The organism is Streptomyces calvus, assembly GCF_006782915.1.
GTDB lineage: Bacteria > Actinomycetota > Actinomycetes > Streptomycetales > Streptomycetaceae > Streptomyces > Streptomyces calvus.
In genome coordinates this window covers 74664-98223 of sequence record NZ_VCNP01000016.1, presented here as the reverse complement: position 1 = coordinate 98223, position 23560 = coordinate 74664, and the positions used below count along the sequence as shown (strand labels likewise).

The window sequence follows — 23560 nt, the reverse complement described above, 5'->3', positions numbered from 1 at the left end:
CGCCGGGGGAGGCTGCCCGCCGGGTCGCCGGGGGAGGCTGCCCGGGGGCGGCCGGGGCGCCGGGGACCGGGTTTCCGGTCGCGCTAGCGGGCGAACTTGTCCGCGCCCAGCTGGCTCCGGTACGTCTCCGTCATGAAGGCGCTCACGACGACCAGGGCCAGGAGAGCACCCACCGCCAGGTAGGCCCAGACGGCGTAGATCGTGCCGAAGGTGCTGACCAGCAGCGTCGCGACGAACGGCGTGATGCCCATGAAGATGGAGAACGAGCTGTTGTACGCGATGGCACTGGCACTGAACCGGGTGCGGGTGGAGAAGAGTTCGGCCGCGCAGACGGTGACGATGCCCGTGAGGAAGAACTCCGGGACGATGTAGATGAGCTGGCTGGCCACGGCCGCCCCGAAGGTGCCCTGCTCGCCGACCCGGAAGGCGACCGGGACGAGCACGATGCAGGCGATGGCGCCGGTGACCAGCATCGGCTTGCGCCCGATGCGGTCCGACAGCATGCCGGCCAGCGGCAGGGTCGGGATGAGGACGGCGATGGAGATGGCGTTCGAGGCCAGGCCCATCCAGCGCGGCAGGCCGAGCGTGTCGGTCAGGTACTGCGGATAGAACGTGACCCAGGTGTAGGAGAGGATCGCGAGCATGATCGAGACGCCGCAGAAGACCAGGATCGGCCGCCACTGCGAGCGCAGCGCCTCCCGGACCGGCGCCTTGACGACGTCCGTGCCCTCCTCGGTGGCGCGCACGAACTCCGGGGTCTCCTCGATGTGCCGGCGCAGCCACATCCCGACCAGGCTGAGCGGCACCGCCAGCAGGAACGGGATGCGCCAGCCGTAGGAGTCCAGGGCCTGGCCGTCGAACACCCAGCTGGTCAGGGCCGCCGTACCGGCACCCGCCAGGATGCCGACGAAGCAGCTGTTGGAGGCGTACGACGTGTAGTAGGCCCGCCGGTTCGGCTCCGCCCACTCCACGATGAACGCGACGGCCCCGACGTACTCACCGCCCGAGACCGCGCCCTGCACGACGCGGAGCAGCAGGAGCAGGACCGGCGCACCGATGCCGATCTGCTGGTACGTGGGCAGCAGACCGATCAGGCCGGTGGTCACGCCCATGACCACGATGGTCCACAGCAGCGTCTTCTTGCGGCCGACCCGGTCGCCCCAGCGGCCCACGAGGGTGCCGCCGAGCGGACGGAACAGGCAGGCGATGGCGATGATCGCGTACGTGCCGAGCACCGCCACGGTCCGGTCGCTCTCGGGGAAGAACGCCGGGGCCATGATCGGCGCCATGTAGCCGTACAGGCCGTAGTCGAACTGCTCGACGAAATTGCCGATGCTGCCCGCGCCGATGGCTCGGCGTATCTCCTTCCGCTTGTGCGGATCGACCTGGGTGGAGTCGGGGGTCTGGGTGGGTGGCGCTGCGGCGGACATGGGTTCTCCGATCGCGCGGGGACGGGGAGGGGAGCGGGGAGGGAGGGGGGAGCGGGGAGGGAGAGGGGAGCGGGGAGGGGACAGGTGTGGGACGGGGGTGGGGACTCGGGTGGGGCTGGGGAGTGTGGCGTACGCAAGGCGGTGCATACGTATGAACTGGTCGGGAACACTAAGGATCCGGATGTGGGGCGTCAAGGGGTGTGCGCACCGGATTCGGCGCCACCGGAAGACGGCAGCCGAGAGCTCGGCGCGGCGCGTCCCGCAGGGTGCGGGACGCCGCCTGCCGGAGGGCCCGGGCCGCGTCCGGCCCTCAGACGGGGTCGGCGGTCGTGCCTGTCGTACCGGACGCACCTGTCCTGCCGGACGGGCCCGTCGTCCCGGTCGCGGCCAGGACGCGCAGGGTGTCCATGAGCACGTGCGCCATGTTGTAGACGATCAGCCGGCAGCCCTGGCGCTCGGCGGCCAGGGCGGCGTCGAGGCTCGGCACGATCGTCATGATCGCGCGCCGGTGGGCCCGGGCCGCGTCGTGCGCCCGGGCGATCAGCCCGTCGACGACGGCGGGCTCCGGGAAGCCGCAGTCCGCGGCCAGGTCGGCGGGGCCCACCAGGACCGCGTCCACTCCGTCGGTGCCGGCGATCGCGTCGGCGTCGTCGCAGGCGCGCCGCGTCTCGATCATCGTCACGACCAGGGTCTCGCGGGACGCCGCCACATGGTCGGCCGCCGTCACCGTGCCGAACCGGCCCGCTCTGCTGTACGTGGCGAAACCGCGATTCCCCCACGGCGGGTAATGGCTGGCGGCCACCGCCCGCGCGGCGTCCTCACGGCTGTCCACGTGCGGGTGGATCAGCCCGGCGGCGCCCAGGTCGAGGCAGCGCAGCGCGAGCGCCGGCTCGTTCGACCCGACGCGGACCAGGACGTCGATCCCGTGTGCTGCCGCGGCCGTGAGGTGCTGCTGGAGCAGCGCCGTGTCGGCCGGCCCGTGCTCGCAGTCGATGACGACGAAGTCCAGTCCCGCGACCCCCGCCATCTCCACCAGCGTCTCCGAGGGAAGCCGCAGCAGGGCGCCCCGCAGGTGCTCGCCGTCCGCCAGGCGCCGTTTGAGGCTGCGGTGCGCCGTGCTCCACGCGATCACCGTGCCACCATCCCCGCGGACAGGTCGATGTCGGCCCCGCACAGCCCCCGCATGCGCAGCATCGCGCTGACGGCCTCGCCCACCTCGTCCTCGGTGACCATCCGGCCCAGCGCCGAGCGCGCCACGAACGCCTGCTCGGCCTGCTCGTAGGTGCTGCCGGTGCGTTCCGCCTCCAGACGGAAGTTGCGCTCCATGCGCGGGCCCTCGACCGGCCCGGGAGAGAGGGAGTTGACCGTGACGCCCAGCGGGCCGACCTCACCGGCCAGGGTGGCGGTGAGACCGATGACCGCCATCTTCGACGCGCAGTACGGGGTGCGGCGCAGCAACGGACGCTTGCCCGACACCGAGGCGATGTTGACCACGTCGCCCGCGCCGCGCGCGGTCATGGCGGGCAGGAAGGCCCGGCACATCAGGAACACCCCGCGCACGTTCACGTCGAAGACCTCGTCCCAGTCCCGCGGTGCGATCTCGGTCAGCGGCGCCACCGGGCCGGCGATGCCGGCGTTGTTGACCAGGATCGAGATCTCCTCGCCGGCCAGACTCCGGGCGAGTTCTTCGACGTCGTCGGGGCTCGAGACGTCGCAGACGCGGTACGACACCTGCGGGCCGAGCCGTGACGCGGTCTCCTCGAGCCTGCTCTCGTCGCGGCCCGTGATCACCACCCGGGCGCCGTCGGCGAGCAGGGAGCGTGCGACGGCCCGGCCGAGTCCGCTGCCTCCGCCGGTGACGAGTGCGGTGCGGCCGGCCAGTGGTGCCGTGCGGCCGCTCATGCGGCGCCCTCCTCGTTCCACGGCAGGCTGCCCTTGCCGTACTTGGCGGCGCGGACGTCACCGGAGCGGGCGTGGCCCTCGAAGAGTTCGACGCGCGCGGCCCGCCCGCACACCTCGCCGAGCAGCGCGGAGGACGCCGTGTCGGTGACCTCCTGGTACGTCACCGTCTTGAGGTACTTGCCGACCCACAGGCCCCCGGTGTAGCGGGCGGCGCCGCGGGTGGGCAGGACGTGGTTGGTGCCGATGACCTTGTCGCCGTAGGAGACGCAGGTGCCCTCGCCGAGGAAGAGCGCACCGTAGTCCCGCATCTGCGTGAGCGCCTGGCGCGGGTTCTCGGTCAGCACCTCCACGTGCTCGCTGGCATAGGAGTCGGCGACGGCGAAGGCCTCGTCGAGGGTGTCAACGACCACGATCTCGCCGTGGTCGCGCCAGGCCGGCGCGGCGAAGTCCCGGGTGGGCATGCCGGGCAGCAGACGCTCCACGTGCCGCTCGACCTCGCGGCCCAGCTCCTCGGACGTGGTGACCAGCACGGCCGGGGAGTCCGGGCCGTGCTCCGCCTGCGACAGCAGGTCGACGGCCACCACGAACGGGTCGGCGTGCTCGTCGGCGATCACCAGGATCTCGGTCGGCCCGGCGAACAGGTCGATGCCGACCTCACCGAACAACTGCCGCTTGGCCTCCGCCACGTACGCGTTGCCGGGGCCGGCGAGCATCGGGACGCGCCCGATCGTCTCGGTTCCCAGGGCCAGCGCGGCGACGGCCTGGACGCCGCCCAGCAGGTAGATCTCGTCGGCGCCCGCGAGGTGCATCGCCGCGACCGTCGCCGCGGGGACCTCGCCGCGGATGGGCGGGGTGCAGGCGGCGACGCGGGGGACGTCCGCCACCTTGGCGGTCACGATCGTCATGTGGGCCGACGCGGTCAGCGGGTACCGGCCGCCGGGCACGTACGCGCCGGCGCCGGACACGGGGACGTGCCGGTGGCCGAGGTGGACGCCGGGCAGCGTCTCGATCTCGACGTCGCCCAGCGCGTCACGCTGTGCCTGGGCGAACGTGCGGACCTGCTGCTGGACGAAGCGGATGTCGTCCAGGACCGTGTCGGGCACCTGCGAGACGATCCGCCGGATCTCGTCCGGGGCCAGGCGGAACGACTCGGGGCTCCAGTGGTCGAACTTCTCGGAGTACCGGCGGACCGCCTCGTCGCCGTTGCGGCGGACGTCGTCGAGGATGTCGCGGACGCGCTCGGCGACGTCCGCCCGGGCCGCGGTCACGTGCGCGGCGGGCACGGGGGACTTCAGGTGTCGGGGCATGACGGCTCTCTTCCACTACGGGTGAAGGGGCAAGGGGGCGGTGGGGGAGGGTTCAGGGGGTGGTGGCCGTGGTGCTCGCGGGTGCCGTGCCGGCGGTGGCCGCGAGCAGGTCGCGCAGTGCGGCCGTCACCGCGTCGGGCCGCTGCCACGGCAGCAGGTGTCCCGCGTCGGGCAGCAGCGTCAGGACGGCTCCGGGGACCGCGTCCGCGATCGCCCGGTGGAAGGCGGGCGGACACAGGACGTCCCGCGCTCCGGCCAGGACGACGGCGGGGCAGCGGGCCGCCCGCAGGACGTCGGCCGCGTCCGTGCGGGTCGCCTGCGCGGCGAGCTGGGCGCGGGCGGCGCCTGCGCCCACGGCGTGCGCCATGGCGCGGTAGCGCCGTTCGTCGCCGGGCGTCGGGCGCCGGTCGGGGAACATGTCCGGCAGCGTCCGCTCGACGACGTCCGTGAACCGGCCGGCCGCGATCAGCTCGTCCATCGCCCGCCAGGCCGCGTACTGCTCGGGCCGCGGCGCTCCCGCGTTGGTCGCCATCACGCACAGGCCCGCGACGCGCTCGGGTGCCCGGCGCAGCGCCTCGAAGCCGACGATGGCCCCGAGACTGAGCCCGACCAGCAGGAACGGGCCCGCGACCGCGGCCAGTACGTCCTCGGCGAGCGCCCCGACGTCCGCCCGCCGCAGCTCCACGTGGTGGACGTCGTGGCCCTCGGGGAACTCGACGTCGCGCCACAGGCTCGCGTCGCAGAGCATCCCGGGCACGACGACGAACGGCAGCGGACCGGGCGTGTCCTCGTTCGGCATGCCGGTCACCAGGAGCGTGCCGAGCGGGGCAGCAGCGCGTACGGGGCGACGTAGCCGTTGTGGTCGATGCCCAGGCCCGCGTCCGCCGCGCTCTTGAGGACCTCCTCGTCCCACTCCAGACGGACCCGCCCGTCACCGGAGTTGACCACGAGGAGGTCGCCCTGCTCGTCGCCGACGTTGCGCACGGTGCGCCAGGCGTCCTGCGGCACGGAGAGCATGTCGCGGGGGCCGAGGCGCACCGAGACGGGGTCCGTGCGGTTGAGGGTGACCTCCCAGAGGCCGTCCTTGACGATCAGGGTCTGCGTCTCGTGCTGGCGGTGCGTGGAGATGCCCTGCCCGGGGTCGGCGCGGAGCCAGGCGACGTTGTGCCCGTGCGGATTGAAGATGCGGGGCTCCTGGTGCGGGTCCTCCGTCATGCCGTAGCCGATGACGCAGCTGAGCCGGGCGCCGCCGCCGGGCAGGGTGCTGTCGAGGAAGGGGTGCTCGGAGAACTCCAGCTCGTCCGCGGCGGCGACGCGGCGCCTCATCTCCTCGGGGGTGTAGTGCCGCAGGCGGTCGAGGTGCTCCTGGGCCAGCGGGGCGACGAGCTCAACCTCCGGCGGCAGGGTGTCGCCGGCGACGGTGTCGAGGAGTTGGTTGTCGGCGGTGAGGTACAGGCCGTGCTTCCGCGCCTCCCGCAGGACGGACGGGCCCCAGATGATGCCGCCGGTGTCGTCCATGCCGAGCACGGTGAACAGCCAGCCGTCGTCCGGGCCGGTGTTGGTGAACCCGCGGAAGATCCAGGTCGGGACGGAGACGATGTCGCCGGCCCGGATCGTGAGTTCGCCCTCGGTGCCGTCGGCACCCCAGCGCAGCAGGTACTCGCCCGCGGTGCAGACGAACACCTCGGCCGTGTAGTGCAGGTGCAGGCTGTTGGTGATGCCGTGCGGCATGGCGGCGGCGCCGATGTTGTAGCCGTGCGGCTCGCGCAGGTTGACGTACTGGCCGGCGGACTGCGAGACGCCCGGGCCGATCATCGCGTAGTTCTCCTTGCGATCCGATCCGGGCGTACGGCAGTCGATGAAGGCCTGGTCGCAGGAGACGAAGCCGCTGCGGCGCACCGTGCGGCGGGCCAGCTCACTGGGGGTTACGACGGCATCGGACATGACCGCTCCTTCACTTGTGAATACGTATGTATTCCATGACAGGCTCCGGACCGGCGGGATGTCAAGGGGTCGGGCCCGGCGGCCGGGATCGATGCGGGCGTGCGGGAGCCGAGCGGGCGGACTCCGTGCAGCTCGGCGGCCCGGCAATCGGCATACGTATACTGAACGGGGGTGCGTCATGGTGGTCGCGCCGGAGTGCGACGAGGAGAGAGCCGATGGGGATCACCAGTCACGACGTGGCCAGACTGGCCGGTGTCTCGCAGCCCACCGTCTCCCGCGCGCTGCGCGACGACCCCCGCGTGTCGATGGCCACCCGCGAGAAGGTCAAGCGCGCCGCCCAGGCGCTGAACTACGTACCGAGCGAGGCCGGACGCACCCTCTCGACGCGTGCCACACGACGGGTCGGTGTCATCGTCACCGACCTGACGAACCCGTTCTACCCGCACGTCATCGCACCGCTCCACGACGAGCTGAGCAGCCTCGGCTACCGCATGATGCTGATCACCGAGCGGTCCGACGAGGCGGTCGCCGAGGAGAAGCTGCTGGACCAGTCGATGGACGGTGTCGTCCTCGCCACCGCCACCACCGACTCCCGCCTGCCCGCCCAGCTCGAGCGGCGCGGCATGCCCTACGTCTTCCTCAACCGCGACACCGGCCGGGCCGGTGACTTCGCCTCCGTCGTGGACAACGAGGGCGGCGGGCGGCTCGTCGCCCGGGAGCTCGTGGCGCTCGGGCACCGGCGCATCGCCGGTGTCTTCGGCGCGGCCAACACCACCACGGGCCGCGAACGCGAAATGGGCTTCCGGCTGGCTCTCGCCGAGGCGGGCGTGGGACTGCCGGAGGACCGAGTGGTGCGCGGAGCGTTCGAGTACGACACCGGCTACCGGGCCCTGCCCGTCCTGCTCGACGCCGCCGAGGCGCCCACGGCGGTGTTCTGCGGCAACGACGTCGTCGCCATCGGCGTCCTGAACGCGGCCCTCGCGGCCGGCGTCAAGGTCCCCGACGACCTCACCGTCATCGGCTTCGACGACCTTCCGATGGCCGCCTGGGAGGTGTTCCGGCTCACCACCGTCCGGCACGACCTCCAGGAGCTGTCACGCCAGGCGGCGCGCCTGCTGGTCCGGCGGATCGCCAAGGAGGTCGACCCGGCCGGGGAACGCCTGGTCCTGCCGACCGAGTTCGTCCCCCGCGCCACCCACGCCCACGCCCGCTGACCCGCCGGGGCCCCCGGCCCGGCAACCGGCCGGCCGTGTGCCGCCGCGCGCGGCGCGGCGGCGACGCCGGGGACCGGACGGCAGAGCAGCCGGGGATCAGAGCTGGTCGCGCAGGGCGGCCGGGATGTCGTCGAACGCGCCCGACGTCCGGCCGATCCGGTCGATGCGCAGGGTCGCCGTGGCGCCGTGGGCGGCCAGCCCCTCGAACGCCGAGACGCGCTCGACGGCGGGCGCCAGCGCGGCGGTCCCCTCCTGCGCGGCGCGCTGGTACGTGAGCGGCTTCAGGAACCGCGAGACGGAGAGCCCGGCGTTGTAGCGGGCCGTCTTGCCCGTGGGCAGCACGTGGTTGGTGCCGCCGATGCCCTTGTCGGAGTAGGCGACCGTCGACCACGGCCCGATGAACAGCGAGCCGTAGTTGGACAGGTTCTCCAGGTAGTAGTCGTCGTCCTCGGTCTGGATCTCCAGGTGTTCGGGAGCGATCACGTCGGCCACGGCGACGGCGCCGGCCCGGTCGCCCACCACGACCACGGAACCGAAGTCACGCCACGCCGGACCCGCGATGTCCCGGGTGGCCAGGGAGGCGAGCTGCCGCTCGATCTCCGCGATGACGGCGTGCCCCAGCCGCTCGGACGTGGTGATCAGGGCGGCCGGGGAGTTGGGGCCGTGCTCGGCCTGACCGAGCAGGTCCGCCGCGACCCACACCGGGTCGGCGCTGTCGTCGGCGATGACGGCGACCTCGGACGGGCCGGCCAGCAGGTCGATGCCGACCCGGCCGAACAGCTGCCGCTTCGCCTCCGTGACGAACGCGTTGCCCGCACCGACCAGCATGTCGACCGGGGCCTCGCCGAGCAGACCGAACGCCATCGCGCCGAGCGCCTGGACACCGCCGAGCGCGAACACCCGGTCGGCCCGCGAGAGATGGGCGCCGTACAGCACGGCGGGGTGCGCTCCGTGCTCGCCCGACGGGGGAGTGCAGGCCAGTACGGTCGGGACGCCGGCCGTCTTCGCCACGTTCACCGTCATGAAGGCGCTGGCGAGCAGCGGGAACCGGCCGGCGGGCAGGTAGGCGCCGACGCGGGAGACGGGGACGTAGCGCTGGCCCGCGGCGACACCGGGAGCGACCTCGATCTCGAAGTCCGTCAGGTGCTCGCGCTGCGCGGCGGCGAACCGGTGGGTGCGCTCGCAGCCCATCTCCAGCGCGGTGCGGACGTCCGGCGGGAGGGCGTCGCCCGACTTCTTCAGCTCGGCGGCGTCGATCTCCAGCGGGCCGGACCAGCCGTCCAGCTCCTGGGCGTAGGCGCGCACCGCGTCCATGCCCTTGCGTTCGATCTCCTTCAGCATCTGCGAGACCCGCTCGACCACGGCCGGGTCGCGCTGGGCGGGAGGGCCGTCAACGGACGGCTTCTTGAGCCACTGGAACGGGGGCAGGGCCTGTGCTTCGGCGTGCGTGATCTGCATGGCGAGGACGCTAGACGCCACGCGGCCACAGGACCAGAGGGGCACTTCCTGTCCGAACCACAGGCTTTCCCTGTGGCGCCGTTGCCGCCGTGGCCGTGGAGCCGCCCGCAGCCCGCTGCCTGCCGCCGCGAGCCGCCCGCAGCCTGCCCTCGTGCGCGCCGAGCCGCCCGTAGCCCGCTGCCGTGGAGCCGCCCGCAGCCTGCTGCCGCGAGCCGCGAGCCGCCCGCAGCCTGTCGTCGTGCGCGCCGAGTCGCCCGAAGCCCGCTGCCGTGGACCGCCCGCAGCCTGTTGCCGCGAGCCGCGAGCCGCCCGCAGCCTGCCGCCGTGGACCGCCCGCACGCTGCTGCCGCGAGCCGCCCGCAGCCTGCCGCCGCGCGCGCCGAGCCGCCCGAAGCCCGCTGCCGTGGACCGCCCGCACGCTGTTGCCTGTCGCCGTGCGCGCCGAGCCGCCCGCACCTGTGCTGCCGTGCGAGTCACCCACACCCTGCCGCCGTGCGAGCGCTCTCGCCTCGCCGCCCGGGCGCGGTCAGGCGCCGAGGTCTCCCGGGCCGAGGTCGGTACGCAGCTCGCGCAAGGTGTCCTCGGCGATCCGGGCCAGCTCCCTGGTGGCCCGCGACAGCGGATGCCCGCGCCGTTTGACCAGCGCGATCGTGTCGTGGAGCGGGTCGGCGAACGGGACGGTGCGCAGCCCCGCGGGGAAGGCCGGGCCGGAGACGACCGCACGGCTGGCGATCGTGTCGCCCACCCCGGCGGCCACGAGGCCCAGCGCGGCCTCGACGTGTTCCAGCTCGATCAGCGGATCGATGGTGACCCCGGCGAACTGGGCCCGTTCCGCGAGCTGCCGCCGGGTGGGGTCCTGCCACCCGTAGTGGGCGTCGTAGAGGACCAGGGGTGCGCGGGCGAACTGCTCCATGGTGACCGGTGTGCGGGTGCGTTCCTCGCTCGCGCTGACGTAGAGCACCTCGTCCCGCAGCAGCGGGGTCACCGCCAGTCCCTCGTCGTCGATCGGCAGGACGACCAGGCCGGCCTCGATCCGTCCCGCCGCCACGGCCGCCGCGGTCTCGGCCGAGTTCTGTCCGACGAGCCGGACCCGGACGGACGGGTACCGGGCGTGGAACAGCTGCACCAGGTTGGACAGCAGGTAGTAGTCCGCGTTGCGGAGCACCCCGAACGTGGCGGTCCCGCCGCCCAGCGAGCCCAGCGAGCGCACCGCCCGGGTCCCGCTGTCGGCGGCCTCCACGGCCTGCCGGGCGTACGGGAGCAGTTCCTGGCCGGCCGAGGTCAGGGTCAGCGTGCGGCTGCCGCGCGCGAACAGTTCGGCGTCCAGTTCCGCCTCGAGACGGCGTACCAGTTCGGAGGCCGACGCCTGGGCGATGTCCATGGCCCGCGCCGCCGCGGTGAACGACCCGAGCCGCTCCGCCTCGACGAAGGCCCTCAGCTGATTGAGGGTCATACGTTGTCCGTGTCCTGTCGAGTCGGCGCCTCCGTGTCGCGGACGCGCCGGTGCCTGGTTCTACCACGATGGTCCGGGGCCGCACCGGGGGCCGCCGTGCGATCCGCAGGTTCTTCCTGTGGTTGCCGCTGGACGAAGGGATCTTGTCCCGGGGACGGCCCGATGATTGGCTCGGCCGCACCCCCGGCACGCCACCGAGCGCGGAAGGTCACCAGCGATGACGACCCCCTTGTCGATCGGCCTCGTCCAGACGGCCGCACGGCACCACGCCGCCGACGATCCGGACGCGTTCGCCGCGGACGTACGACGCGTCACCGCGGCGCACCCCGGTGTCCGGCTGCTCGCCTACCCGGAACTGCACCTGTGCGGCCACCGGCCCGGAGAGGACCCGGTGACGGTGATGACCGCGGCGGCCCAGCCGCTGGACGGACCGCGCGGCACCCGGCTGGCCGCCCTCGCCCGCGAGCTGGGCATCTGGCTCGTGCCCGGCAGCGTCTACGAGCGGGGCGCGGACGGCCGGATCTACAACACCGCTCCCGTCTACTCGCCCACCGGTGAACGGGTCGCGGAGTACCGCAAGATCTTCCCGTGGCGGCCCCACGAGACCACGGCGTCCGGGGGCAGCTTCGTGGTCTTCGACATGGCGGACCACGGCCGCGTGGGGCTCACCATCTGCTACGACGCCTGGTTCCCCGAGACCACCCGCCACCTGGCGTGGCAGGGCGCCGACCTGGTGCTGAACCTGGTGCGCACGCCGACCGTCGACCGTGCACAGGAGGTCGTGCTGGCGCAGGCCAACGCGATCGTGAACCAGGTGTTCATGGCCAGCCTCAACGCCGCGGCGCCGGACGGCGTCGGGCGCAGCGTCGTCGTGGATCCCGAGGGCCACGTGCGCGCCGAGGCCGGGCCGGGCCCGCAGGAGGTCCTCACGGACGTGCTCGACCTCGCCGAGGCCCGCCGGGTGCGCACGCGCGGAACCGCGGGCCTCACCCGGGTGTGGGACCCGTTCGAGGACGGTCAGCAGCCGCTCGAACTCCCCTTGTACGCGGGCCGGATCGACCCCGAGCGCTGGCGCCGCGGAGCCCGACCGTGAGCCGGCGGGCCTCACGGTGACGGCCTGAGCGGCAACCGCCGCCCGCCCGTTCGTCCCGTGGACGCGCGGGGCCGGGCGGCGGTTGTCGCTCAGCGGTCGGACGCGGTTCCGGTGCGCAGCCAGGCGGTGGTCCACGGCGGCAGCTCGTCACCGTTCAGCGGCGCCGACGCGAGCAGCACCTCACCCGGCGGCAGCGCAACGGGTTCGTCGGAGAGGTTGCTGACGGTGTGCCAGCCGCCGGCGCGGGCGAAGTGCAGCAGCCCCCGGCGCGTCCGCTCCCGCGGGCCGACCCACTCGAGCTCCTCGTCCGCGACCAGCGTGCGGCGCAGCCGCAGGGCCTCGCGGTACAGCTCCAGGACGGACTCCTTGTCACCGCTCTGCACCTCGGCCGCGTACCGGCCCCAGTCGGCCGGCTGCGGCAGCCACGACCCGCCGGGCCCGAACCCGAAACTGCTCCCCTCCCGCGTCCACGGCAGCGGCACCCGGCAGCCGTCGCGGCCCTTGACGCGTCCGCCGCTGCGCACCCACATCGGGTCCCGCAGGTCCGCACGGTCCAGGTCGGCGACCTCGGGCAGGCCCAGCTCCTCGCCCTGGTAGAGGTACGCGGACCCGGGCAGCGCCAGCATCAGCAGCGCCGCGGCGCGCGCCCTGCGCACACCCGCCGGCAGGTCCGGGACCGGTTCCCGGCCGTCGGTGAGCAGCCACGCCTCGATGTCCTGCTTGGTGCAGTCGGCGGGCAGGGCGTAGCGCGAGACATGACGCACCACGTCGTGGTTGGACAGCACCCAGGTGCTGGTGGCGCCCGCGCGGCGGGCGTCGGCCAGCGAGCCGTCGATGACGGTGTGCAGTTCGGCGGCGTCGAGCCGCGCGCCGAGGAAGTCGAAGTTGAACGCCTGCCCCAGCCCGGCCGCGGAGGCGTAGGCGGTACGCCGCGAGGGACGCACCCAGGCTTCGGCGACGGCGAAACGCGGCGGGTCGTAGGAGTCGAAGACCTGCCGCCAGCCGCGGTAGATCTCGTGCACCGCGTCGCGGTCCCACAACGGGTGGCTGCCGTCGTCCGGCAGGGCGTCGGGCTGGTAGCTCCGCTGCTCGCCGAGGTCGCGCAGCGGTGCGCGCAGGTCCTTGGCGAGGCCGTGGGCGACGTCGACGCGGAAACCGGCGACGCCCCGGTCGGACCAGAAGCGCAGGGTGGTGTGGAAGTCCTCGCGGACCTCGGGGTTGTCCCAGTTGAAGTCGGGCTGCTGCGGGGCGTACAGGTGCAGGTACCACTGGCCGTCCGGCACCCGGGTCCAGGCGGGGCCGCCGAAGCTGGACGGCCAGTCGGTGGGCGGCAGTTCACCGTCGCTGCCGCGGCCGTCGCGGAAGACGTAGCGGTCGCGGGCGGCCGAGCCGGGCCCGGCCGCGAGCGCCTCCTGGAACCAGACGTGCTGGTCGGAGGAGTGGTTGGGGACGATGTCGACCATGATCTTCAAGCCGAGGCGGTGGGCGGTGGCGACCATCTCGTCGAAGTCGTCGAGGGTGCCGAGCCGCGGGTCGACATCGCGGTAGTCGGCGACGTCGTAGCCGCCGTCGGCGAGCTGCGACGGATAGAACGGGCTCAGCCAGACGGCGTCCACGCCGAGTTCGGCGAGGTAGGGCAGACGGGAGGTGACGCCGCGGATGTCACCGATGCCGTCGCCGTCGGAGTCGGCGAAACTGCGCGGGTAGACCTGGTAGACGACGGCCTGCCGCCACCAGTCCGCGTCGTGGGCGGAGGGGGCGGGGGAGTCGTGGTGGGGCATCTGTGAACCTCTCGGGCGCGTGCCCAGGATGGAGTGCGGGTGTGCGGACAGACGGAGGGGACGGCCGCAGGCGGCCGTCACCCGGGGAACAGGGCTGCGAGCGGAGCCGCTCAGCCCTTCACGGCGCCGGTGGTCATGCCGGAGACGACCGACCGGCGGAAGATCAGCACCAGGACCGCGATCGGCACGGTGGCCACCATCGCACCGGCGAAGATCACTCCGTACGGGACCTGGTACTGGCTGGTGAACAGCGCGATGCCGACAGAGACGGTGCGGCGGTCGTCGGAGCCGTTGAAGGTGAGCGCGAGCAGGAACTCCGACCAGGTCGCGGTGAAGGAGAACACGCCGGCCGTGAACAGGCCCGGCCTGGCCAGCGGCAGGATCACCGTCAGGGCGGTGCGCAGCGGTCCGGCGCCGTCGACGACGGCGGCCTCCTCCAGCTCGCCCGGAATACCGCTCAGGTAGTTCCGCATGATCCAGATCGCGAACGGCAGGTTCAGCGCCACGTACGGGACGACCAGGCCCGGATAGCTGTTGAGCAGCCCGGCCTGACGCTCCATCAGGAACAGCGGGACGAGCAGGGCGATCGGCGGGAACACCGACAGCACCAGCAGCGCCGTCATGACGGGCCCGCGTCCGCGAAGCGGCATCCGGGCCAGGGCGTATCCGGCGAAGAACGCCAGCGACAGGATCAGCACGGTGGACAGGCAGGCCACGACGACGCTGTTGAGGAAGTAGTGGCCGATCCCGTTGCGGGTGAAAGCGGTCTCGTAGTTGCCGAGCGTGACGTCCTTCGGCAGCAGGGTCGGCGGCGTCGCGCTGATCTCGCCGGGCCCCTTCAGGGAGGCGGACGCCATCCAGACCAGGGGCAGTGTGGCGCACCCGGCGATCAGCAGTCCGCCGAGGTTGACGACATTGACGTAACGGCGCACGCCCGTGCGCGGGACGCTGCGGCTCATGCCCGGCCCCCTTCGTCGGCTTGGGCGCGGAAGACGCGCAGGAACAACAGGCAGCAGCCCAGGACGATGGCGGCGGTGGTGACCGCGACCGCGGCGCCGCCTCCGAAGTCGAGGTTCTGGAAGAGGATCCGGTACCCGAGGATCGCCACCGACTGGGTGGCCGTGCCCGGACCGCCCTGGGTCAGCACGAACGGCAGGTCGAAGATCCCGAACGCCTGGAGGATGCGGAAGAGGACCGCGATGGCGATGATCGGCCGCAACTGCGGCAGCGTGACCTTCCAGAACGTGGTCCACGCCGAGGCGCCGTCGATCTCGGCCGCCTCGTAGACGTCGCCCGGGATCAGCATCAGACCGGCGAGAACGACGATGGCGACGAACGGCGTCGTCTTCCACACGTCGACCACGACCATCGCCGCCATCGCGGGCAGCGGCTCACCGAGGATGTCGGGCCGGGTGCCGAACACCTGCTCGCACAGCCAGCCCACCGCGCCGTACGTCCCGTTGAACAGGTACGACCACAACTGTGCGGCGATCACGTTGATCAGGGCCCACGGCAGCAGGAGCAGGGCGAGGATCCAGCCGCGGGCGGCGCCGAGCCGCTCCAGGACGAGCGCGACGAGCGTGCCGAGGACCAGCTCGACGAAGACCGAGACGACGGTGAAGCCCAGGGTGAACGCGAGGGCCCGGTACCACTCGGAGTGCGTCAGCAGCGCCTCGTAGTGGGCGAGGGTGGGCGAGCCGAGCCGCAGGCCGCCGTACTCGAGCCGGACCTCGCTGAACGACAGCACCAGCGAGAAGAGGACGGGGAAGACCGTCACCGCGGCGACGACCAGGAGAGCGGGCGAGGCGAACAGCCAGCCGGCGCGGGCGCGACGGCGGGCCACGGAGTCCGGCGGCGCGCTCCGCCCGGTCACGGGGCCGCCACCGTCGCCTGTCGACGGCGTCCTCGCCGTCTTCCTGTGCAGTACGGAACTCACAGCGCTTTTCCTTCCAGGGCCGTGCGCAGCCCCTCGCGCGCGGCGCGCACACCGTCCGCGGGGGAGAGGCTGCCGCGCACGACCGCGTTCGCCGGCGTGTACAGCGCCTTGCTGACCTGGGGGTAGTACGGGGTCTGCACGGGCCGGGAGACCAGCGTCAGGTCGGCGGCGCGCAGGACGGTCGGGTCGCCGGCGGCGCGCGCCTCCGGGCCGTCGAGCACGGAGGTCATCGCGGGGACGACACCGGCTTCCCGGGCCAGCAGGCGCTGCACCTCGCCGGAGGCGCAGAACCGGGCGAACTCCATGGCGGCGCCCAGCTCCTGCGAACTGGGGTTGACGAAGTTGCTCCAGCCTCCGGCGCAGGAGACGCCGGAGCGGCCGGTGCCCTCGAAGCCCGGACGCGGCACCGCCCCGATCTTCCCCGCGACCCGGGAGACCTGAGGAGTACTGGCGTTGACCCAGGCGTACGACCAGTTGCGCAGGAACAGCCCGCGTCCGTTGACGAAGGCGTCCTGCGAGTCGGACTCCTGGTACGTGGCGACGGTGCGGGGCGTGACGCCGCGGGAGGTGAACTCGGCCATCAGCGAGAACGCCCGCTCCGCCTCCGCTCCGCCCAGGGCCGGCCCGCCCCGCTCGTCCAGGACGGCGGCGCCCGCGTCGGCGAGGAACTCGGTGACGTTGGCCGTCAGCGACTCGGTCACCGCCGCCTGCCACAGGAACCCGGCCTCCGTGTCACCGGCCCGCTGCACCGTGCGGGAGGTGTGCAGCAGCTCCTCCCAGCTGCGGGGAACGCGCAGCCCGTGCTTGGCGAGGAGGTCCTTGCGGTAGAAGAGGTAGGTGCTGTCGGTGAAGAACGGCACCGCGTAGACGCTGCCCCGGTACGTCGAACCGCTGCGCAGGGCCTGCGGGTAGGAGTCCCAGAAGCCGTCCGGCAGCAGTTTCTCCACCGGCAGCGCGAGCGCGGAGTGACCGAACTGCGCGGGCCACGTCGTGTCGCCCAGGTACACGTCGGGCTGCGGGGAGCCGCCGGCGAGCTGGGTGGCGATGGCGCTGCGGTTGCCGTCCGAGGTGGACAGCGCGTTGATCTTCGAGACGCGGATGCGGGGATGCCGCCGCTCGAAGGCGCGGATGATCAGGTCCGCGACGACGGCGCCCCGCCGTGAGGGGATCTCGGAGACCCACCAGGTCAGCCGGGCCGGCTTGCGGGGGACGGTCGCGGCCTGCGCGAGCAGGTCGTCGAGGTCCTTCCCGCCGCAGCCGGACAGCAGACCTGCCGCGGCGGCGCCCAGGGCGCCCGTCAGCAGGGCTCTGCGGTGCAGGGACATGGCGTACTCCTCCCCTCTCTGACTGCCTCGTGACAGCGCTGTCACCGTAGGGATGTGCCGGATGGTGTGTCAACGGTCGCGACGGTGCCGTCACTGGAAGAGATCGCTATGACAGTGCTGTCACGGCGTTGACCTGGTGCGGCGGCCGTTGTGTTAGCGTCCCGCACATGGTCGGTGAACCCGTTGCGAAGGGGGCCACGCTGGCGGATGTCGCCCAGCGGGCCGGAGTGTCTCCCTCGACCGTCTCGCGCACCCTGCGCGGCCTGTCAACGGTGTCACCCGCGACCAGGGCGCGCGTGGAGAAGGCGGCGCGCGAGCTGTCGTTCGCGATCTCACGCAGCGCGTCGAGCCTGGTCACCGGGCGCACGGGCCGGGTCGCCGTGCTCGTGCCCAACCTCGACTCGTGGTTCCTGGGGGCGGCGCTGGCCGGCCTGGGGCCCGCGCTCAACTCGGCCGGCCTGGACATGCTGGTCTACAGCGTCACCACCGCCGAGCAGCGCGCCGAGTTCTTCGACCGGCTGCCGGCCCGGCGCAACGCCGACGCGCTGCTGGTCGTCAGCTTCGCGCTCTCCCCCGGGGAACGCGCCCGCCTGGACGACCTGGGCATGCCGCTGGTCTTCGTCAGCCAGCACGAACAGGGCCGGGCCGGCGTCTACGTGGACGACGTGGAGGCCGCCGAGCGCGGCACCCGCTACCTGCTCAACCTCGGCCACCGGCGCATCGCCTACCTGGAGCCCGCGGACGCCTCGGGCTTCGCCTGGAGCAGCAGGGCCCGCCTCGACGGGTACCGCACGGCTCTGGCTCAGGCGGGCATCGACCGGGACGACGACCTGGTCTGCCAGGTCGCGCACTGGCAGGGGCCGAGCCTGGAGGCGGCGATGGGGCGGCTGCTGAGCCTCGCCGAGCCGCCCACGGCGATCTTCGCCGAGACGGACGACATCGCCTTCAGGCTCCTCACGGTGCTGCGCGGCGGCAACGTCCCGGTGCCACAGCGGATGTCGATCCTCGGTTTCGACGGCCATGCGATGGCCGAACCGTGGGACCTGTCCACGATGGCCCAGCCGGCCCGCCGGCTCGGCGAGGTGGCGGCGGAGCTGGCCCACGGCGTGATCAACGACCCCGAGGCGTACCGGGAGCGGCACGTGGTCCTGCCGGTGGAACTCGTCCCGCGGGGCAGCACCGGCCCGGCACCGTCCCCGGCTCCCCGGGAACGGTGACCGGGAGCACCGTACGACCGGTCCTCAGAGGCCGGTCCGCTGCTCCAGGCGGCTGCCGCGGGGCACGGTGACGGACATGATGTCGCTGGGACGGTCCAGGGCGATGCGGTGCCACCGCCCGCGCGGCACGACGACGGCGCTCCCGGCCGCCAGCTCGGTCGTCTCCTCCTCGTCGCCCGGCCGTTCCGGGCGGAAGAAGAGGCGTATGCCGCCGGTGAGGCAGGCGACGACCTCGTCCGCCGAGGTGTGGATCTCCCAGTGGTCGCCGTGGACGTCGGCGTCGGTCTCCGCGTGGAAGGTCATCACCTGCCAGCCGTCCCGTTCCGGCTCGAACACCGGCTGTTCGGCGCTGACACGGCCGTCCTGGCGGAGGTGGAGGAAGGAGGCGAAGAGGTCGATCGGGGTGACGGTCACGACGGTGGGTCCTTTCGCGGTTCTCGGAGGTCCGGCAGGTCCGGTGGGTCCGGTGGGTCCGTTGCGGCTGCGGGGTCGTCAGGCGAGTGCCGGGCGGCGGCAGGTCCAGGAGTGCGCGCGTTCGAGGGTCCGGGACACCTGCAGCAGGAGGTCCTCGCGCCAGGGTGCGGCGACGAGTTGGACGCCGACGGGCAGGCCGGTGGCGTCGTCGTGGTGGACGGGGACGGAGATCGCCGGTTGGCCGGTCACGTTGAACAGCGACGTGAACACCGCCAGCGGGTAGCACTTCACCAAGGGCGCCAGGGGGTCGTCGTCACCCTCGGTCCGCCAGAAGCCGACGGCCGGCGGCAGGCACGCCATCGTGGGCGTGACGAGGACGTCGAAGCCGGTGACGAACGCCTCGACGATGCGCCGCGACAGGTGCTGGGACCTCTTCACGGCCTCCGCGTAGGCCCAGGAGTCGACGGCGCGCGCCGCCTCCCGCAACACCCGGTTGTGGGGCTCCACGCGGTCCGGGTGCGCGAGTTCCACTCCGGCGGCGGCGACGTTCCACAGGGTCGTGAACGTCGAGACCAACTCGTCCGCCGGCGGCAGCGGAAGAGGAACGCCGACGATGTGGTGGCCGGCCGCTTCCAGGGTCCGCAGGGTCGTGTCGACCGCCGTCAGGCACGCCGGGTCGACGGCCAGTCCGTCGATGGGAGGGTCGACCAGCACACCGATCCGCAGGCCCCTCGGCGGGGCCGCGGTCACCGCGTCGGCGAACGACCGTCGCGGTGCCGGCGGCGACCACCAGGCGGCGGGGTCGTGGCGGGCGAGCACGTCCAGGACGGCCGCGGTGTCGGCGACCGAGCGGGTCAGCACGCCGTTGGTGCCCAGACCCTCGACGTCGACGGTCGCGTCGGTGACCCGGCCGCGGGTCGGCTTGAGCCCGACCAGGCCGGTGCACGACGCCGGGACGCGGATCGACCCGCCGCCGTCGGCGGCGTGGGCCAGGGGCGCCAGGCCGGCGGCGACGGCGACGCCCGCGCCGCTCGACGAACCGCCCGGCGTGCGGTCGGGGTCCCACGGGTTGCGGGAGATGCCCAGCGCCTCGCTCTCGGTGAACGACACCGTGCCGAATTCCGAGGTGGTGGTCTTCCCCAGCAGGACGAACCCGGCGTCCACGAACCGTCGCACCACCGGAGCCGACGCCGCCGCCGGTGCCGGGTCGGCGCCCGCCGAGCCGTGGGTCGTGGGCCAGCCGGCCACGTCGAGGAGATCCTTCACGGGCAGCGGGACGCCGTGGAACGGTGGCAGGTCGTCCGGCGAGTCGGCGCGGACCACGGCGTCGGCCGCCGCGGAGGCGGCCTTGAGGACGTCGTCGTCGGCCCGGTGGCAGAACGCGTTGAGCAGGGGGTCGAGTCGGTCCATCCGCTGCAGACAGCCGACGGCCACTTCGACCGGGCTCACCTCCTTGCGGCGTATGGCGGCGGCGAGTTCGACGGCCGGCGTGAACGGGTCGATCGGGTGGCGCATCGCGAACCTGTCCTCTCCTGGAAGAAGGGCTGGGCGAGTCAGTGTCGTCGCGGGTTCGCGGGCGGGTCTTGGACAAATGTCCCGACGGCGGTTCGGTCGCGCTCCGCCTGCCTTCCGGACGAGCGGGGCTGGGGCTTCGGGCGCGCCGCGGCCTGCATTCGGACGCACCCGGGCCTGGACTGCGGGCGCGTTCGGCCGCGTCCGGGGTCGCGTTCCGGACCGTTTCCCGGCGGCGGCGACGGTGCGCGGGCTCGTAGCCTGGAGCCATGCGACCTTCAGGGCCGGCCCGTGACGCCGCGGAGAGGTGGGACATCACCACGCCGTCGGCGCCCGGACGGCTGCCGGGGGTCCGTATGGCCGGGTTCCGTGACCGCGGGACGTACCTCGACGACCTCCGGATCGTCCCGTACCCGGCGGTCACGCTGGTCGTCGACTTCGGCGACGGGCTGCTCGTCGACGACGCCGCCGTCCGGGAGTGGCGCGGCAGCGTCGTACTCGGCCTCGGGCCCGGTGGCGTGCGCGTGCGCGGCCGGGCCATCGACGGCCTGCAGATCCGGCTGTCCCCGGTGGTCGCGCACGCGGTGCTGCGCGCCGCACCGGAGGCGGGCGGGGCCGTGGTCGGCCTCGACGACCTCTGGGGACGCGATGCCCGGCGCACCCAGGAGCGGCTGCGGGCCGCCGCCACCTGGGAGGAACGGTTCGCGATCGCCGAGGCCGCACTCCTGCGCGCCCATGAGGCGGGCCGGCCGGTCGACCCGGAGGTCGGCCACGTCTGGCGGCGGATGGTGCTCAGCCGCGGCCGGGTCCGGGTCGAGCCGCTGGCGGCGGAGGTCGGCTGGAGCCGCAAACGGCTGTGGTCCCGGTTCCGCTCCCAGATCGGCCTCACGCCCAAACGCGCGGCGCAGCTGGTCCGTTTCGACCATGCGGCCCACCGTCTCGCCGCGGGCCACAGCGCCGCCCGCGTCGCGGCGGAGACCGGCTACGCCGACCAGTCCCACCTGCACCGGGACGTCATGGGTTTCACCGGAGTGACCCCCACGGCCGTCGCCGCCGCGCCCTGGCTCGCGGTCGACGACGTCGCCTGGCCCGCCGCCCCGCGGCGCACGTCCGGCACCTGACACGGCGGCCGGCCCACACGGTCGGGCATCAACGGCCCCGCGCCTGACGGTCGTCGGGTCGTCGGGTCGTCGGGTCGTCGGGTCGTCGGGGCGTCGGGTACAGCCTGCTGTACCTGCTTCCGGGTGTGTGCCGCAATGACCACCGGGGTGCCGCGCTGGTGTGCTGAAACACGTCGGACCAGACCCCTTTGGAAGGAACCGCGGTGACCGCTCACGCCCCCGTCAGTCCTGGCATCCCGCCGAGCCCCAGGGCCGCGCACCGGCCCGGGAGGCTGCGCGGCAGTATCCGGCGCCGCCCGCTGACCTGGTTCTTCGCGCTGGCCTACGGGCTGAGCTGGGTGGCCTGGACGCCGTACATCCTGTCCCGGAACGGCATCGGCGTCTGGGACTTCACCTTCCCCGGCGGGCAGGGCGCCTCCCAACTGCTCGGTGTCCTGCCCGGCGCCTACCTCGGCCCGATCACGTCGGCGCTCCTCGTCACCGGAGTCACCGAGGGCCGTGCGGGCCTGCGGACCTGGCGAGCCCGCATGACGCGGTTCGGGGTCGGATGGCGCTGGTACCTGGTGGTCCTGCTCGCGGTGCCGGGCGCGCTGGCGCTCGCCTCCGCCGTACTGGCCGCCCGCGCACCGGACGTGCCGTCCGCTGCGGTCCTCGCCGCCTATCTGCCGGCTCTGCTGGCCCAGTTGGTGACGACCGGCCTCGCCGAGGAGCCCGGCTGGCGCGAGTTCGCCATGCCGCGCATGCAGAGCCGCTACGGCACCCTCACCGCCACCTTCACCGTCGGTGTCCTGTGGGGCGTGTGGCATCTGCCGCTGTTCCTCACCGAGTGGGGCGGCGGGCCGGACGTGGCGTGGATCGAGCCGGTGGAGTTCGTCGTCACGACGATCGCCTTCAGCGTGGTCATGACCTGGGTGTTCAACAAGTCGGGCGAGAGCATGCCGCTGGTCATGCTGCTCCACTGCGGCGTCAACAACTACATCTCCATGGCCTGGTCGGACATGTACCCCTCGCTGCCTGACCGGTACGCCTCCCACGCCTTCCTGCTCGCGTCGGCCGTGGCGGCGCTGGTGCTGCTGGTCGCGACGCGGGGCCGGCTGGCGGGGCCGCCCCGCCGCAAGGCGCCGTGAACGGTCCCGCCGCACGGCGCTGTGCACCGCTCGCCGTGAGTGCTGCGGCGCGCGGCGCGGTCCTCGGACCGGGTGGCGTGGCGTCTTCCGCGTCCCACCCGATCCGCCGCTTTGTCCGTCCCTGTCACACCACTTCCGGAACGTGCTCCAAGCGGGCAGGAAACGGGCACGTCAGAGGCCGATGCGGAGCCTGTGCGGGCCCCCGTGTGCAGGGTTCGTGTGGCATTCTGGGCTCCCGGCTGATCAACACGGACGCGCGCGCGTGCGTTGCGGAGTCGAGGGTTCTGGTGGAGTCGTGGCCTGTTCACCTCGTCGGCACATGCGTTCATGTCCGGGGCATCTGACCATGACACGGTTCGCCATGACACGGTCCGTCAGGACCCGGCGCGGCGTGCGCGGCGGGGCCCCACCGCGTGTGAACGGCGCGGTGGATGACGGTGGTTGTCGCGGTGGCGGAGCGAGGAGAAGGGCGGGACGGGCGTGACGGAACCGCTGGAGAAGCGACTGGAGAAGGCGATGGCCGAACTCCACGCCGCGCAGGAGGCGGTCGCGCGTACCGAGCGCGAGCTGCGGCAGGCCTCGTTCGCGGTGCTCTCCTCCGACCGTGCGGTCCGCGCCACCGTGGGCCCTCAGGGAGAGCTGACCGGGATCGAGTTCCTGGAGGACAAGTACCGGGACATGTCTCCGCAGGAGCTGGCCGCCAGCGTCCTGGAGGCGGCGAGCGCGGCGCGCGTGAAGATGAACCGGCATGTGATGAAGGCGATGGCGCCCTTCACCGAACCCAGCAGCAGCCTGCCGGAGTTGAAGGGCTTCGAGCTGGACTGGGAGCGGATCTTCGGCCCCGAGGTGCTGCGCGAGGACGACGAGGACACCACGCGCGGCGGCCGGGCCACGCCCGCCTGGCGGGACGCGCTCGGCGAGGACGGGGAGGACTGACCATGGGACAGCGGTACTACGTCGATCCGCACCGCATCGAGGCCCTGGCGCGGCAGCTGGAGGAGATCGGCACCCTCGCCAAGAGCATGACCGAGGAGTTCCTGGACGAGCTGGCCCCCACGGTCTCGTGGCCCGGTACGAGCGGTGACTTCGCGGAGAAGGCCAAGCCGCAGGAGCAGAAGGAGCGGCAGACCACCAAGGAGACCATGATGTCCGTCCGTGACGCGCTGGTGGGCATCACGGACGCCACGGTCAGCCAGGTCCGGATGATGAAGGACACCCGGGACCACCACCTCGAGGAGATCGAGCGGAGCAACAACCGCGTCGAGACCCACGGCCTGGACGGCGACGGCCCGGGCGGGCATGGCCGCCGCTGACCCGCGTACCGCC

21 protein-coding genes are annotated in these 23560 nt (G+C 73.0%); 7 read left to right on the top strand and 14 right to left on the bottom strand.

Translation table 11 applies throughout. The features are described 5' to 3' along the window. Positions 1–83 precede the first annotated feature (83 nt). The 6 genes from FGW31_RS07800 to FGW31_RS07775 form a co-directional block, all read right to left on the bottom strand. The gene (locus tag FGW31_RS07800) at positions 84–1430 is read right to left on the bottom strand and encodes an MFS transporter (RefSeq protein WP_142192634.1); all 1347 of its coding nucleotides are present in this window, start codon (positions 1428–1430) and stop codon (positions 84–86) included. 310 nt (positions 1431–1740) lie between these two features. Continuing rightward, positions 1741–2562 carry an HpcH/HpaI aldolase family protein gene (locus FGW31_RS07795; RefSeq protein ID WP_233452438.1) on the bottom strand — a complete coding sequence of 274 codons (822 nt, stop codon included), beginning with the start codon at positions 2560–2562 and terminating at the stop codon, positions 1741–1743. Beyond that, positions 2559–3332: an SDR family NAD(P)-dependent oxidoreductase gene (locus FGW31_RS07790; protein WP_142192632.1), complete on the bottom strand. Its 774-nt coding sequence runs from the start codon at positions 3330–3332 to the stop codon at positions 2559–2561. The genes FGW31_RS07795 and FGW31_RS07790 overlap by 4 nt, the downstream gene beginning before the upstream one ends. Continuing rightward, complete coding sequence (hisD, locus tag FGW31_RS07785; RefSeq protein ID WP_142192631.1) at positions 3329–4639, bottom strand: histidinol dehydrogenase; 1311 nt, start codon at positions 4637–4639, stop codon at positions 3329–3331. Before hisD (FGW31_RS07785) ends, FGW31_RS07790 begins: the two co-directional genes overlap by 4 nt. A gap of 52 nt (positions 4640–4691) precedes the next feature. Then, positions 4692–5438 (bottom strand): alpha/beta fold hydrolase, encoded by a 747-nt coding sequence (locus FGW31_RS07780; RefSeq protein WP_142192630.1) that lies wholly within the window; start codon positions 5436–5438, stop codon positions 4692–4694. A gap of 5 nt (positions 5439–5443) precedes the next feature. Further along, the gene (locus FGW31_RS07775) at positions 5444–6583 is read right to left on the bottom strand and encodes a cupin domain-containing protein (RefSeq protein ID WP_142192629.1); all 1140 of its coding nucleotides are present in this window, start codon (positions 6581–6583) and stop codon (positions 5444–5446) included. A gap of 215 nt (positions 6584–6798) precedes the next feature. On the opposite strand from FGW31_RS07775, the gene FGW31_RS07770 reads away from it, so the two are divergent. Then, positions 6799–7797 carry a LacI family DNA-binding transcriptional regulator gene (locus FGW31_RS07770; protein WP_142192628.1) on the top strand — a complete coding sequence of 333 codons (999 nt, stop codon included), beginning with the start codon at positions 6799–6801 and terminating at the stop codon, positions 7795–7797. Between the two features lie 96 nt (positions 7798–7893). Here FGW31_RS07770 and hisD (FGW31_RS07765) read toward each other — a convergent pair whose 3' ends face one another. Further along, positions 7894–9255, bottom strand: coding sequence for a histidinol dehydrogenase (gene hisD, locus FGW31_RS07765; protein ID WP_142192627.1), 1362 nt, complete (start codon positions 9253–9255; stop codon positions 7894–7896). A gap of 526 nt (positions 9256–9781) precedes the next feature. Beyond that, the gene (locus tag FGW31_RS07760; protein WP_142192626.1) at positions 9782–10708 is read right to left on the bottom strand and encodes a LysR family transcriptional regulator; all 927 of its coding nucleotides are present in this window, start codon (positions 10706–10708) and stop codon (positions 9782–9784) included. Between the two features lie 217 nt (positions 10709–10925). Here FGW31_RS07760 and FGW31_RS07755 point away from each other — a divergent pair, with 217 nt between their 5' ends. Next, positions 10926–11801, top strand: coding sequence for a carbon-nitrogen hydrolase family protein (locus tag FGW31_RS07755; protein ID WP_142192625.1), 876 nt, complete (start codon positions 10926–10928; stop codon positions 11799–11801). 89 nt (positions 11802–11890) lie between these two features. On the opposite strand, the gene FGW31_RS07750 is transcribed toward FGW31_RS07755, so the two are convergent. From FGW31_RS07750 to FGW31_RS07735, 4 genes are all read right to left on the bottom strand, one after another. Further along, positions 11891–13582 (bottom strand): glycoside hydrolase family 13 protein, encoded by a 1692-nt coding sequence (locus tag FGW31_RS07750; protein ID WP_142192624.1) that lies wholly within the window; start codon positions 13580–13582, stop codon positions 11891–11893. Between the two features lie 110 nt (positions 13583–13692). Continuing rightward, positions 13693–14541: a carbohydrate ABC transporter permease gene (locus tag FGW31_RS07745; RefSeq protein WP_142192623.1), complete on the bottom strand. Its 849-nt coding sequence runs from the start codon at positions 14539–14541 to the stop codon at positions 13693–13695. Next, complete coding sequence (locus FGW31_RS07740; RefSeq protein WP_233452437.1) at positions 14538–15455, bottom strand: carbohydrate ABC transporter permease; 918 nt, start codon at positions 15453–15455, stop codon at positions 14538–14540. Before FGW31_RS07740 ends, FGW31_RS07745 begins: the two co-directional genes overlap by 4 nt. Before the next feature lie 59 nt (positions 15456–15514). After that, complete coding sequence (locus tag FGW31_RS07735) at positions 15515–16843, bottom strand: extracellular solute-binding protein (protein WP_142192622.1); 1329 nt, start codon at positions 16841–16843, stop codon at positions 15515–15517. 167 nt (positions 16844–17010) lie between these two features. Between FGW31_RS07735 and FGW31_RS07730 the strand changes: the two genes are divergently transcribed. Further along, entirely contained in the window at positions 17011–18060 is a 1050-nt protein-coding gene (locus FGW31_RS07730; RefSeq protein WP_308432282.1) for a LacI family DNA-binding transcriptional regulator, read from the top strand. A 24-nt stretch (positions 18061–18084) separates the two neighbouring features. On the opposite strand, the gene FGW31_RS07725 is transcribed toward FGW31_RS07730, so the two are convergent. Together FGW31_RS07725 and FGW31_RS07720 are read right to left on the bottom strand one after the other, a co-directional pair. Then, the gene (locus tag FGW31_RS07725; RefSeq protein ID WP_142192621.1) at positions 18085–18474 is read right to left on the bottom strand and encodes a cupin domain-containing protein; all 390 of its coding nucleotides are present in this window, start codon (positions 18472–18474) and stop codon (positions 18085–18087) included. A gap of 78 nt (positions 18475–18552) precedes the next feature. Next, positions 18553–19989 carry an amidase gene (locus FGW31_RS07720; protein WP_142192620.1) on the bottom strand — a complete coding sequence of 479 codons (1437 nt, stop codon included), beginning with the start codon at positions 19987–19989 and terminating at the stop codon, positions 18553–18555. 266 nt (positions 19990–20255) lie between these two features. On the opposite strand from FGW31_RS07720, the gene FGW31_RS07715 reads away from it, so the two are divergent. From FGW31_RS07715 to FGW31_RS07700, 4 genes are all read left to right on the top strand, one after another. Further along, a complete protein-coding gene (locus FGW31_RS07715) occupies positions 20256–21107 on the top strand; it encodes a helix-turn-helix domain-containing protein (RefSeq protein ID WP_220450356.1) in 852 nt (283 codons plus the stop codon). Positions 21108–21310: 203 nt separating this feature from the next. Next, entirely contained in the window at positions 21311–22234 is a 924-nt protein-coding gene (locus FGW31_RS07710) for a CPBP family intramembrane glutamic endopeptidase (protein WP_142192619.1), read from the top strand. A gap of 480 nt (positions 22235–22714) precedes the next feature. Further along, positions 22715–23170 carry a YbaB/EbfC family nucleoid-associated protein gene (locus FGW31_RS07705; protein ID WP_142192618.1) on the top strand — a complete coding sequence of 152 codons (456 nt, stop codon included), beginning with the start codon at positions 22715–22717 and terminating at the stop codon, positions 23168–23170. A gap of 2 nt (positions 23171–23172) precedes the next feature. Beyond that, entirely contained in the window at positions 23173–23547 is a 375-nt protein-coding gene (locus tag FGW31_RS07700; protein ID WP_142192617.1) for a hypothetical protein, read from the top strand. Positions 23548–23560 lie beyond the last annotated feature (13 nt).

Excerpts from the sequence above, each read along its gene's own strand:
- FGW31_RS07800 (WP_142192634.1), bottom strand. The coding sequence starts at position 1,430 with ATGTCCGCCGCAGCGCCACCCACCCAGACCCCCGACTCCACCCAGGTC.
- FGW31_RS07790 (WP_142192632.1), bottom strand. The coding sequence starts at position 3,332 with ATGAGCGGCCGCACGGCACCACTGGCCGGCCGCACCGCACTCGTCACC.
- hisD (WP_142192631.1), bottom strand. The coding sequence starts at position 4,639 with ATGCCCCGACACCTGAAGTCCCCCGTGCCCGCCGCGCACGTGACCGCG.
- FGW31_RS07780 (WP_142192630.1), bottom strand. The coding sequence starts at position 5,438 with ATGCCGAACGAGGACACGCCCGGTCCGCTGCCGTTCGTCGTCGTGCCC.
- FGW31_RS07775 (WP_142192629.1), bottom strand. The coding sequence starts at position 6,583 with ATGTCCGATGCCGTCGTAACCCCCAGTGAGCTGGCCCGCCGCACGGTG.
- FGW31_RS07770 (WP_142192628.1), top strand. The coding sequence starts at position 6,799 with ATGGGGATCACCAGTCACGACGTGGCCAGACTGGCCGGTGTCTCGCAG.
- hisD (WP_142192627.1), bottom strand. The coding sequence starts at position 9,255 with ATGCAGATCACGCACGCCGAAGCACAGGCCCTGCCCCCGTTCCAGTGG.
- FGW31_RS07760 (WP_142192626.1), bottom strand. The coding sequence starts at position 10,708 with ATGACCCTCAATCAGCTGAGGGCCTTCGTCGAGGCGGAGCGGCTCGGG.
- FGW31_RS07755 (WP_142192625.1), top strand. The coding sequence starts at position 10,926 with ATGACGACCCCCTTGTCGATCGGCCTCGTCCAGACGGCCGCACGGCAC.
- FGW31_RS07750 (WP_142192624.1), bottom strand. The coding sequence starts at position 13,582 with ATGCCCCACCACGACTCCCCCGCCCCCTCCGCCCACGACGCGGACTGG.
- FGW31_RS07745 (WP_142192623.1), bottom strand. The coding sequence starts at position 14,541 with ATGAGCCGCAGCGTCCCGCGCACGGGCGTGCGCCGTTACGTCAATGTC.
- FGW31_RS07735 (WP_142192622.1), bottom strand. The coding sequence starts at position 16,843 with ATGTCCCTGCACCGCAGAGCCCTGCTGACGGGCGCCCTGGGCGCCGCC.
- FGW31_RS07730 (WP_308432282.1), top strand. The coding sequence starts at position 17,011 with ATGGTCGGTGAACCCGTTGCGAAGGGGGCCACGCTGGCGGATGTCGCC.
- FGW31_RS07720 (WP_142192620.1), bottom strand. The coding sequence starts at position 19,989 with ATGCGCCACCCGATCGACCCGTTCACGCCGGCCGTCGAACTCGCCGCC.
- FGW31_RS07715 (WP_220450356.1), top strand. The coding sequence starts at position 20,256 with ATGCGACCTTCAGGGCCGGCCCGTGACGCCGCGGAGAGGTGGGACATC.
- FGW31_RS07700 (WP_142192617.1), top strand. The coding sequence starts at position 23,173 with ATGGGACAGCGGTACTACGTCGATCCGCACCGCATCGAGGCCCTGGCG.